Here is a 12,834-nt window from a genome sequence, read left to right as displayed (position 1 = left end):
AGCAATTCGCCTTACATTTATGTGAGGCGAATTGCTTTTTTATATATAGCTGATAATATGTCATTTATAACCCATTCTTCACGGTACTTGTGGATCCTGCTTGCTCTCGTTGCTATGTCAGGTTGCCATTCAAATTCCCCTGAACAAAGTGACCAGAATTCACAGAAAACCCTTTTTACCTTACTTGATTCCGCTAAAACTCGTATCCAGTTTAGCAACCAGCTTACCGAGACTGCCGAGAAAAACATTCTGCTTTATCAATATTATTATAATGGCGCAGGTGTAGCTATTGGTGATGTAAACGGAGACGGCTTGCAGGATATTTATTTTTCGGGCAATATGACTGATGATAAACTTTACCTTAACAAGGGGCATATGCAGTTTGACGATATTACAACTATTGCTGGAGTTGCTGGCCGGGTGGAGGGATGGAAAACCGGTGTTACAATGGTGGACATCAACGGTGACAACAAAATGGATATATATGTATGCTACTCGGGCAGTAACCCGATAGAAATGCGTAAGAATCAGTTGTTCATCAATCAGGGTAATAGTAACGGTGTTCCTCATTTTAGCGAGGAAGCAGAGAAATATGGACTGGCTGATGGATCATTCAGCACCAAAGCGTATTTTTTTGATTACGACAGAGATGGCGACCTTGATATGCTATTGCTTGACCATAATCCACGGCAGTTTACCAATCTTGATGATGCAACTGTTCCGGCGATAGAGAAGATCCCTGACCCCATGAGTGGGACTAAACTATACAGGAATGACAATGGCCACTTTAATGATATTACGCTTAAATCAGGGATTAATAATTCGGGGCTGTCCTATGGCCTTGGTGCCGGAATTGCAGATATTAATGGCGATGGCTGGCCGGATATTTATATTTCTAATGATTATGCCGTGCCTGACAGGTTATATATCAACAACAAAAACGGGACTTTTACAGATCAGTTACCTGCACAGATTGGTCATACCTCTCTTTTTTCGATGGGAAATGATGTAGCTGATATTAATAATGACGCACATCCTGACATCTACACCTTAGATATGCTGCCTGAAAGTAATCTGAGGCAAAAGAACTTGTTTACTCCAGATAATTATGAACTGTTTCAGCAGAACCTGCGCGTAGGCTTTTATTACCAGTACATGCGCAATATGCTTCAAATGAATAATGGGAACAACACCTTCTCTGAAACAGGGCAGCTTGCTGGCATCTCCAATACTGATTGGAGCTGGTCGCCGTTGTTGGCAGATTATGATAATGACGGCTGGAAAGATCTTTTTGTAAGTAACGGACTATTACGCGACTTAACCAATAATGACTTTGTTAAATACAGGAATGATTTCCTGAGTTCTGTTGGTCAGGATGTACGCGACGAACAAATTGTTGACATCCTCAAACACATGCCTTCAACCGATGTGAAAAGTTATTTCTTCAAAAATAATGGGAATTCAACTTTTATAGACAAAAGCGCGGACTGGGGCATCAACCAGCCTGCTAACAGCAATGGCGCAGCCTATGCCGATCTGGACAATGATGGCGACCTTGATTTGGTGGTTAATAATATCAACAAAAAGGCATTTATTTATGATAACAAGGCCAATAAGCAGCTTAAAAACCATTATCTGCAGATCAGGCTGGAAGGTTCCGGGCAAAATACACAGGGTGTTGGCGCTAAAGTATTTTTATATAAACAGGGTAAGAGACAATACCTGGAGCAGATGCCTGATAGAGGATACCAGTCGGGAGTAACGCCGGTACTTCATTTTGGCTTAGGAGAGAATAGCCAGATTGATTCGGTTAGGGTTGTTTGGCCGCGGGGTGCAACCCAGGTAATTAGCAATGTTAAAGCAGATCAATTGCTGCAATTGAAAGAAACAGATGCAATAAAAATTTATCATATCCCGGCACTGCCAAAGCCTATTTTTACCTCAATCGTTCCCCCGGTAAAATATAACCAGGAAAAAAATCAATTGAATGACTTTAAGCGTCAGCCTTTAATGGTTAACCCTATGTCTTTTGCAAGCCCCCTTATGGTTAAGGGTGATGTAAACGCTGACGGCCTTGATGATATATTCATAGGCGGCGCATACGGCCGGGCGGCGCAATTATACATACAGCAAAAAGGTGGGGGCTTTCTGCTGAAAAAGGTAGCTTCATTTGAAGCGGATAGTAAATACACCGATGCCGGGGCTGTATTTATTGATGCAAATGGGGATGGACACCCGGATCTGTATGTTGGCTCTGGCGGCTATGATAATTTGGCACCCAACGACCCTTTGTTACAGGACAGGTTATATCTTAATAATGGCAAAGGTGATTTTGTAAGAGCGAATGATGCGCTTCCACCTGTGCTGAGCAGTAAAGGTTGTGTAGTTGCGGCAGATATAAATGGCGACGGCCGCTCTGATCTTTTTATTGGTGGGCGAGTGGTACCCGGCAGGTATCCAGAAACCCCTGAAAGTTATTTGCTGATCAACGATGGTAAGGGGCATTTTGTTAATCAAACAAAGCAGCTTGCGCCTCAGTTGCAACATATTGGGATGGTTACCGATGCCGCATGGACCGATCTCAATAAGGATGGCCACCCGGATCTGGTTTTGGTTGGCGAGTGGATGCCTGTGACCATATGCATAAATGTTAACGGGAAACTGGTTAACCAGACCAGGACATACCTTGCAGGGCAATACAGCGGCTGGTGGAACAAATTATGCGTTACCGACTTGAACCATGATGGGCACCCCGACTTAATTATTGGCAATGTAGGGCTGAATACCCAATATAAAGGCACTGATAAGGAGCCTGCCGAAATGTATTATAAAGATTTTGATGATAATGGTGCTGTTGATCCCATACTGTGTTTTTATATTCAGCACAAGAGCTATCCTTATATGACACGTGATGAATTGCTTGACCAGTTGAGCATCATGCGCGGGCGTTTCCAGGATTATCAGTCATTTGCCAATGCGGGCATCAATGAATTGTTTACCTCGGACGAAATGCGCGGTGCTGGTCATTTGCAGGCAAATGATTTCAAAACTACCTGCTTTTTAAGTGATGCCAGTGGTAAGCTTAAAGAAAAGCCATTGCCTGTAGAAGTTCAGAATTCGCCAATATTTACCATCAATGCCTTAGATTATGACCATGACGGGAATACAGATCTGCTGCTTTGCGGAAATATCAACAAAGCACGATTACGTTTTGGAAAGTATGATGCTAACTATGGGATGTTACTAAAGGGCGATGGAAAGGGCAATTTTAATTATATCCCACAGCAGCAGTCCGGATTTAAAATTAAGGGTGATGTAAGGAGCGTTTTAGAAATTAATCACCAAGTGCTGATAGGTGTTAATCAGTCCCAACTCATGTCTTATCAATTGAATGCGAAATGAAAAAAGGATTTAGATTGCCAATTACCCTGGCGCTTCTGGTAATATTTACGGGCAGTTGCCATAAAGCTGATCAGCCCAAACTTGCTGCTTCGGATATTAATAAAGTGATCACGCAAATGTCGGCCATCATGATACATGATGTGACCAATCCGCCTTTGGCAGCCCGGTTTTTTGCCTATACCTGTTTGGCAGGATATGAAGTTATATCTGAAAATAATGCTTCTGTACCATCCATGCACGGAAAGTTAAATGAATACCCCGCTATTTCAAAACCTGCGCAATTAGTTGGCTATGATGTTTCTCTCGCGGCAATTCTCTGTATGATGGAAACATCGGGCAAGCTTCAGCCATCGGGTTTTTTGATGGTAAAATACGAGGAGAAGTTTATTGATTCCTGCAGGAGAATAGGATTTAGCAGCAGTGTGATAGATAGTTCCGTTCAGTATGCCCGGCTGTTGAGCAAAAAGGTGCTGGCCTATGCTAAAGCTGATAAGTATAACCGGATCAGTAATTTTACTCGTTATACCCCGCCGGTAAAGCCGGGTAGCTGGGTGCCAACACCTCCGGCTTACATGGCACCCGTAGAACCCTACTTTAATACAATACGACCGTTTACACTTGATTCGGCCTCGCAGTTCCTGCCTGTGGAACCTGCTCAATTCTCAGCCGATAAAAATTCGTTGTTCTATCAATATGCCTGGCAGGTTTACAAGGAAGGAGGAGCCGAATTAACCCCCGAGCACCGTGCCATAGCAGGTTTTTGGGACTGTAACCCCTTTGCTGTAGAGAACAATGGCCACATGCTCATCGGCTTAAAAAAGATATCACCCGGGGCGCATTGGATGGGTATAACCGGTATTGCCTGCAATCAGGCTAAAAAAAGCTTTTCAGAGGCAATGAAGATACATACTGCCGTAGCCATAGGGCTGACGGATGGTTTTATTTGCTGCTGGGATGATAAATACCGGACTAACAGGATTCGTCCTGAAACCGCCATAAGAAAGTACATTGATCCTAACTGGAGGCCTTTGCTCCAAACGCCGCCTTTCCCGGAGTATATCAGTGGTCATTCAGTGATATCGTCTGCCTCGGCGGTAATACTAACTCACTATTTTGGCGACAAATTTCATTACACCGATAATGTAGAGATGAAATTTGGCATCAGGCCAAGAAGTTACACCTCATTTACCGAGGCATCCAATGAAGCCGCAATGTCGCGTTTTTGGGGTGGGATACATTTTAAGGATGCTATTGAAAAGGGAATTATACAGGGCAGTAGTGTAGGGAGCCTGGTGCTGGAAAAACTAAAATAACAGTATGCATTATTGGAATTGGTTATTTTGTATATTCAGTAAAATAGTCCATTATTACCATAACATTAGCTATTTTTTAATCTGTTCATTTCAGGCAACTTTACTAACGCCAATTAGAAACTTGCTGACGGCTGAAAGGCCCATGCATCAATTAATTAAATGTGTTTTGCCAATCATTAAATGAGAATGGAAATAAAATTACGTTCGTGGGTTTTTATGGGATTGATACTGGCAGGTAATTTTTGTCTGGCTCAGTCGGTTCAAAAGTTAAAAGACCGCATAGTTCTCGCAAATAATAGCATGTCTATATCGGTCAGTAAACAAACCGGCCTTATTAACTATAAGTTTACGAACGGAATGCGCATTGATAATGCTACTGCCTACGTCAATGATATTCATGCCGGTACGTTTTCAAGTAGTGACTATTCGGTTCACAAAATTTCCACTGCTCCTTTCCACGATAAATTAGGCACCGGCTTACGGGTAACAATAGTCCACAGTGATGACCGCCATGCTATTAGCCTGGTACAACATCTTACGTTATATAAATCATCGCCGTATATTATAATCAATGCCGAAGCTTCTGCCAGGGATAAATCGAATATGGAAAGCAGGAATATTTGTCCTCTCGCTGTTTTACCGGCCAATGGCGGCAAACTTACCATACCAGGCAATGATCCGCGCATATTAGATGAGCCTTTTGATAATGATAACTGGGTGGGTGTAGTACAAAGGAGTTGGGCGAAACCGGGGGCACCCAAAGTATCAGGAATCAGTTATGATTTTGTATCTGTTTATGACCGCTTCACGTTTTTCGGGTTGGTCATTGGAAGCATCAGTCACGATTTTTGGAAAACGGGCATAGCTTACAGAGCCGCCGACAAAAAAGGCCAGATTGATTCACTAAAGATTTTTGGTGGAGCTTCAACGCCGGATCATAAAGAATTACCCGCAGCCTATGGTGGTTACGACGGTACGCATGATCTGGTGGAGCACGGAACCATGCTTGGTCAAACAATCAATTCGCCGGATGTTTATTTAGCAGCTTCTTCTGATATCAGGAAATCCTTAACCGAATATGGGGAGGTAAATGCGAAAGTAAACGGGCGCTTATCGTGGGCGGGCGCCGCACCTGTTTATTGGAATAGCTTTGGCGTGGAGGGTGTATTAGGCTCTTCAGGTATTATGATGCCTCCGGGCGTAAAACAGGTGTCGGACTTTTTGCATACCTTGAAAAATTTGAGCAGTCACTCAAAACCTGTGCTAAGTATCGATTCTTATGACCAGAATATATATTCGACCGAAGTTTTGAAATCCCTTGGGGAATATGCAGGGAAGAACAATCAGCAAATGGGCTTTTATTTCATCCCGTTTGCCTTGTGGACCTGGAAGGATGCCTATGAAGGGAAAAAGCTGCAAGGCACCGATTATTTGATCAGCGATGTTTTACTTAGAGATAATAATCATCAGCCAATTTTATATAAGGATGGAAAATTTTGCTCTTATGCAATGGATCCAACCCATCCGGCCATCAGGCAGTACATTATTTACCAGTTAAAAAAAGCAAAGACTATCAACGCGAAATTTTTAAAGATAGATTTTTTAACAGCCGGAACTCTTGAAACGTCCGTTCGTTATGATCATTCTGTGAGAACGGGGATGCAGGCGTATAGCAAGGGAATGAAAGAACTAAAATTCCTTATCGACTCTATAATGGGCAAAGATATTTTTATTACAGAGGCTATTTCACCATTGTTTCCAAGTCAATATGCCCATACCCGCTTTAATTCTACCGATGTTTATTCTCACTTGCGTGATGATGAAAAGGGCTTTCCGCATTATGGCTCAACAGAGGCTTCACTGGCAACAGGGTCACATATGGGCTGGGTTCAGGGTACAATATATCCATTCAACAATATGGATGTTACTATTATGAAGAGTTTTCAACAGTACCCAAACCTTAGCGAGACGGAAATAAAAGTCCGCATTTACTCATTAATGGTGATGGGCAGTATATTGGGGGATGGTTCGGATTTTAGAAACCAGTTAGCTGCCGAGAGGGCGAGAAAATTTCTTGATAATAAACAGATCTCAGATTTTTTTAGTCAACCAAAGGCTTTCATTCCCTTACGATTTGCTGATGGCGATTCTCTTGACCAACAACTGTCTTTCTACCTGCCGGGTAAAACGCTCTATGTAGCTTTATTCAACTTTGATATGAAAAAGGACTTCCTTCAGAACATCAGCTTGACTACACTTCATTTGGATAAAAATAAAGCGTATTTGGTAAAAGATTTTTTAACCGGCAAAATATTAAGTGAAATTAAGAAAGGCCAGTCTGAATTTAAATTAAATAGCGGTCCGGCAGATGCGCTGATGGTCACAATAACCCCCGAAAATTAAATATGAGCATTAATATCAGTACTAAAAATTGGGGAATCTTTGGGGATAAGGAGGTCTGTTTGTTTAAGCTTGAAAACTCAAGCGGAGCTTACGTGGAGCTAACCAATTATGGTGCAGGTATTGTGTCGATAGTTGTGCCGGATAAAAACGGGAAATTAGAACATGTCGTACTTGGCTTTAATGAGTTAGCGGGTTATCTGGATGACAAATGCTACCTGGGGTCATCTATTGGCCGGTTTGCCAACAGGATAGGTAATGCAGGGTTTGCGTTAAACGGTCAACAATATAATTTGGAGGCCAATGATATGGGAAACAGCAACCATTCCGGCACAAGTGGTTGCCACACAAAAGTTTTTGATTTTATAACTCAAGGAGATACAATAGTGTTCAGCCTGGATCTTCCGGATGGTGAAGGGGGCTTCCCGGGCAATCTGAAATTAAATATATCCTATCAATGGACAGAAGAAAATCAACTCAAAATAAATTACCGGGCAATATGCGATAAAGATACCATCGCTAATTTTACCAATCATGCCTACTTCAATTTATCGGGCGAACGGGAGAATATTCTTGATCATACGCTTTCATTAAATGCGGGACAACTGCTCGAAACCAATGAGCAATATATCCCGACAGGCAAAATAATAGATTCCCGGAACTGGTTGTTTACCAATAACAAAATAGCTGATAAGCTTCGCGAAGCAGAAATTTCCGGCTTTAATCAATATTATATATTAAATAATACAGATGTAGCAACGCCAGCTGCAGTTTTAGATCATAAGAAATCAGGCAGGCGGCTTAGCGTATACACAACCTATCCGGGCTTAATGTTCTATACAGGTGATCATCTCACAAGCACCTATCCGGGCAAAACTTCAAAATACTATCAGTGCTTTGATGGGCTTTGTCTGGAATGCCAGTTATATCCGGATGCGCCAAATCATTCATCATTCCCAACGGCGGTATTAAAGCGCGGTATGCATTATGATGAGCAAATTATTTATCAATTTTCAACTTTAACAGATGCAGAGCAAAACATATAATAACCGCTATATTATTGGCATATCGTTTATTTCGGCACTTGGGGGGTATCTTTTTGGTTTCGATTTCGCTGTGATATCCGGAGCGCTGCCTTTTTTGCGTACGCAATTTGCACTGGATCCGGTTTGGGAAGGTTTTTTGACAGGATCCCTGGCTTTAGGCTGCATTGTAGGGTGCTTGTTTTCGGGCAAACTTGCCGATAAGTATGGGCGAAAGCCTGGTTTGATGATAGCCGCGGTCATTTTCGCTGTTTCGTCTGTCGGGATAGCCTTATCACAGGGCCTCACTTATTTTGTTATCATGCGCTTTGCAGCAGGCATTGGCGTAGGTATGGCATCAATGCTTTGCCCCATGTACATCGCGGAAATATCGCCTGCAGAAGTTAGAGGAAGGAATGTAGCTATAAATCAGCTAACCGTGGTTATCGGCATTTTGATAACCAACCTTGTCAATTATTTTCTGGCTGATACAGGCGCGGATGCCTGGCGCTGGATGTTTGGATTAGGTGCTGTACCGTCCGCGCTGTTTTTAGTAGGAGTAAACTGGCTTCCAGAAAGCCCCAGATGGCTTATCAAAGCCGGCAAGGAAGAAGAAGCTAAAAAGGTTTTAAACAAAATAGGATCGGCGGCTTTTGTATCTCAAACTGTAACGGCCATAAATAAGTCTTTAACAGGTGGCACGGCTGCGGGTTTCAAAGAGATTTTTGCTAAAAGTGTGCGGCCGGCAGTGGTTGTAGGTATAACATTGGCCGTTTTTCAGCAATTGTGCGGAATTAACGTGGTATTCAATTACACATCTACGATATTTGAATCGGTCGGCGCAAATTTAAACCGGCAGCTGTTTGAAACTGTTTCGATAGGGATTGTCAATTTATTGTTTACCCTGCTGGCTATGTGGCAGGTAGACAAGCTTGGCCGTAAACCGTTGATGTTGATAGGCTCATTGGGTTTATCAATTGTTTATATTGTATTGGCCTTTCTGCTGCAGCAACACCTGTCTGCGGGTTTGGTCTCTATTTTTGTATTGCTGGCTATTGGTATATATGCCTGTTCACTTGCACCGGTTACCTGGGTGCTCATTTCCGAGATATTTCCAAATAATATCAGGGGCGCGGCTTCTTCAGTGGCTATAGTATCGTTATGGAGCGCCTATTTTATCCTGGTATTTACTTTCCCCATACTGGCTAAAAAGCTGGGTACCTACGGACCGTTTTATCTGTACTCGGCTATTTGCTTTTTAGGATTTCTGTTTGTGAAAAGTAAAGTGAAGGAAACCAAAGGGCAAACACTGGAAGAACTTGAAGATAATTTAATAAGACACTAATTGAATAAAATGAACGAGTTAACTGTATCGGTTTGGCAGGAAACGGTAACGATTCCAACGTATGGAGTAGGTAAGCCTGATAAAAACCCAATGTTTTTTGAAAAAAGGGTTTATCAGGGAAGCAGTGGCGTAGTATATCCTAACCCGGTAATTGAAAAAATTGAGGATGAAAAAACGGATAAGGATTATACAGGCCTGTTTCTTGAAAATAAATACCTGAAGATAATGATACTGCCAGAACTTGGCGGCCGTATACAAATGGCTTTTGACAAAATAAAACAGAGGCATTTTATTTACTATAACCAGGTAATTAAGCCGGCTTTGGTGGGTTTAACCGGTCCGTGGATATCAGGTGGTATAGAGTTTAACTGGCCCCAGCACCACAGACCAAGTACGTTTGAACCTATTGATTTTGACCTGAGCGAAAATAGCGACGGCAGTAAAACGGTTTGGGTTAACGAGGTGGAGAAAATGTTTCATACTAAGGGTATGGTTGGCTTTACTTTGTACCCAGACAAGGCATATATCGAGATAAAAGCTAAATTGTATAACAGGTCAAGGTTACCGCAAACTTTTTTATGGTGGGCAAACCCGGCAGTTAAAGTGAATGACTATTACCAGTCAGTTTTTCCGCCTGATGTAAATGCTGTTTTTGATCATGGCAAGCGTGATGTGTCCGATTTTCCAATAGCCACAGGCACTTATTATAAAGTCGATTATTCGCCGGGGACTGATATTTCCATGTATAAAAATATTCCGGTACCAACATCCTATATGGCTATCAATTCCGATTATGATTTTGTTGGCGGATATGAACACGATTCAAAAGGAGGGTTATTACATGTGGCCGATCATCATGTTTCGCCCGGAAAGAAGCAATGGACCTGGGGACATAGCGATTTCGGGCAGGCATGGGACCGCAACCTTACTGACGAAGATGGGCCTTATATTGAATTAATGACCGGCGTTTTTACAGATAATCAGCCAGATTTTAGCTGGTTGATGCCAAATGAAGAAAAATCTTTCACTCAGTATTTTTTACCGTACCAGGAGCTTGGGGTGGTTAAAAATGCGAGCAAGGATATTCTATTGGCTGCTGATACGGCAGGCAATACTCTGAATGTAAAAGTGTATGCAACATCCGTACAGGATAGTTTAAACTTGATAATATCTCACCAGGGAGAAGTGATATTTAACGAACTTATTTCTTTATCACCAGAAAAGGTATTCTCCAAAGAAATTATCGGGGAAAAAGCATTTGTTGAAAACGAAATCGTTATAAGGATTCTATCTGATCAGGGAATTGAAATGCTCCGCTATGAGCCTTCCAAAAATAAGAAGAATGCCATACCTCAACCTGCAAGTCCCGCGTTGCCGCCTGCTCAAATCAAAACAACCGAGCAGCTATTTTTAACCGGGCAGCATCTGGAGCAATACAGGCACGCTACATATGATCCTATTGATTATTATACTGAGGCACTAAGGCGGGAACCGTCCGATATTCGTAACAATAACGCCCTTGGTAAATTATACCTGCGTAAAGGAAAATTCGACAAAAGTGAAAGCTATTTCAGAACGGCAATTGAAACAAGCATTGGCCGCAATCCTAACCCTTATGATAGCGAGCCTTACTACAATCTGGGGCTGTGTCTTTGCTTCCTTGGCAGGCATGATGAAGCTTACGAGGCATATTTCAAGGCCACATGGAGCAGTGCCTGGAAGGACAGTAGTTACCTTGCTTTATCGCAAATAGATATGATGAGGCAAAATTACAGCCTTGCACTAACGCATGTAGATGAAGCGCTGAATAATAATAGAAATAGCAGCAAAGCATATGTTATTAAAGCAGCGGCCTATCGGAAACTGAAGCAGTTTGATGTTGCATTGCAGATTTGTGAGGTAGCATTGAGTGTCGACCGCTTTAATTTTGGCGCCATAAATGAAAAGATAATAGTGCTGACGGAACTCGGCCAGAAGGAGGAAGCCAGCAATCCGGAATCTGTTCTATTAACTCTTTCAAGAGGGGACGAACGTAATTTTATAGAATATTCACTGGATTATGCAGCAGCCGGCTTGTTTAAAGAGGCAGCACAGTTATTGCAATTAGCCATCAAAGAGGAGGGAAACAACCCGATGGTGTTTTACAGTTTAGGGTATTTCTACTTTATGGCTGGTGAACAGCAAAAAGCAGAGGAATGGTATAATAAAGCAGAAAAAGCCGACCCTTATATTTGCTTTCCTAACAGGCTGGAAGAGATCGCGATTTTAGAAACCGCTTCAAACATTAACCCACAAGATGCCCGGGCACCATATTACTTAGGTAATCTTTATTATGATAAAAGGCAATATGCCGATGCTATCCGCTATTGGGAGCAATCAGTAAAGCTTGATAAATCTTTTCCAACCGTATTGAGAAATCTGGGGATCGCCTATTTTAATAAAGAGAATGATGCCGAGAAGGCCTTAAACTATTTTGAAAGGGCGTTTTCGCTGGATTCCACAGATGCCCGCGTTTTAATGGAGCTTGATCAGCTTTATAAGCGACTGAACAGGGAACCCCATCTGCGGCTTAAATTTCTGGAAAGCCATTTGCCTGTTACTCTGCAAAGAGATGATCTTTACCTTGAGCGCATAAGCTTGCTGAATTTTGCCGGCGAGTATGATACCGCATTACGACTGATACAGGAGAGGCAGTTTCATCCCTGGGAAGGTGGCGAAGGAAAAGTATCCGGTCAATATACTTTAAGCCTGATACAGATTGCCCGTAAATGCATCCAAAAAAATGAGCTTGAAAAGGCGATAGAATATTTAACCATGGCTCAAACCTATCCCTTCAATCTTGGGGAAGGCAAGCTTTATGGAGCACAGGAAAATGACATCTTTTACTGGCTTGGATGCGCCCATCAGGAATTAGGTATGTCTGCCGCTGCGAATGAGTATTTCACTAAAGCCACAATCGGCCTTGATGAACCTTCAGCCGCAATTTTTTATAATGACCAACAGCCCGATAAAATTTTTTACCAGGGATTAGCACACAAAAAGCTCGGCAACCACGAAAGGGCCCTGCAGATATTCAGCAAGCTTGTGGATTATGGCAAAACACATGCTGAGGATGATGTAAAGCTCGATTATTTCGCAGTTTCATTGCCAAACCTGTTAATATTTGAAGATGATCTTAATTTGCGAAACCGCATTCACACTGCTTTTATACAGGGGCTTGGTCACCTCGGGCTTGATGAACTGGATAAGGCCAGTGAACTTTTTAGTAAGGTTTTAGAACTCGACGCCAGCCACACAAGCGGCAAGGTACACCTGGAGATAACAAGGGAATTTCGGGGCGAGATTAATTAGT

General features: G+C 42.3%; 6 protein-coding genes. All 6 read left to right on the top strand.

Features of this window, described 5'->3' with window-relative positions; genetic code table 11:
• The first annotated feature begins 57 nt into the window (after window positions 1–57).
• The 6 genes from WC743_RS06640 (at window position 58) to WC743_RS06615 (ending at window position 12,833) form a co-directional block, all read left to right on the top strand.
• The gene (locus WC743_RS06640; protein WP_373011086.1) at window positions 58–3,402 is read left to right on the top strand and encodes a VCBS repeat-containing protein; all 3,345 of its coding nucleotides are present in this window, start codon (window positions 58–60) and stop codon (window positions 3,400–3,402) included.
• Window positions 3,399–4,715: a vanadium-dependent haloperoxidase gene (locus WC743_RS06635; protein WP_373011085.1), complete on the top strand. Its 1,317-nt coding sequence runs from the start codon at window positions 3,399–3,401 to the stop codon at window positions 4,713–4,715. The genes WC743_RS06640 and WC743_RS06635 overlap by 4 nt, the downstream gene beginning before the upstream one ends.
• Before the next feature lie 186 nt (window positions 4,716–4,901).
• Window positions 4,902–7,118: a hypothetical protein gene (locus tag WC743_RS06630; RefSeq protein WP_373011084.1), complete on the top strand. Its 2,217-nt coding sequence runs from the start codon at window positions 4,902–4,904 to the stop codon at window positions 7,116–7,118.
• Between the two features lie 2 nt (window positions 7,119–7,120).
• Window positions 7,121–8,161, top strand: coding sequence for an aldose epimerase family protein (locus WC743_RS06625; RefSeq protein ID WP_373011083.1), 1,041 nt, complete (start codon window positions 7,121–7,123; stop codon window positions 8,159–8,161).
• Window positions 8,142–9,482, top strand: coding sequence for a sugar porter family MFS transporter (locus tag WC743_RS06620; RefSeq protein WP_373011082.1), 1,341 nt, complete (start codon window positions 8,142–8,144; stop codon window positions 9,480–9,482). The genes WC743_RS06625 and WC743_RS06620 overlap by 20 nt, the downstream gene beginning before the upstream one ends.
• Before the next feature lie 9 nt (window positions 9,483–9,491).
• Window positions 9,492–12,833 carry a DUF5107 domain-containing protein gene (locus tag WC743_RS06615; protein ID WP_373011081.1) on the top strand — a complete coding sequence of 1,114 codons (3,342 nt, stop codon included), beginning with the start codon at window positions 9,492–9,494 and terminating at the stop codon, window positions 12,831–12,833.
• The last annotated feature ends 1 nt before the right edge of the window (window position 12,834 follow it).

It is taken from the genome of Mucilaginibacter sp., assembly GCF_041660805.1.
Lineage (GTDB): Bacteria > Bacteroidota > Bacteroidia > Sphingobacteriales > Sphingobacteriaceae > Mucilaginibacter.
The sequence above is the reverse complement of the archived record's forward strand: the minus strand, read 5'-3'. Positions and strand labels throughout refer to the sequence as shown.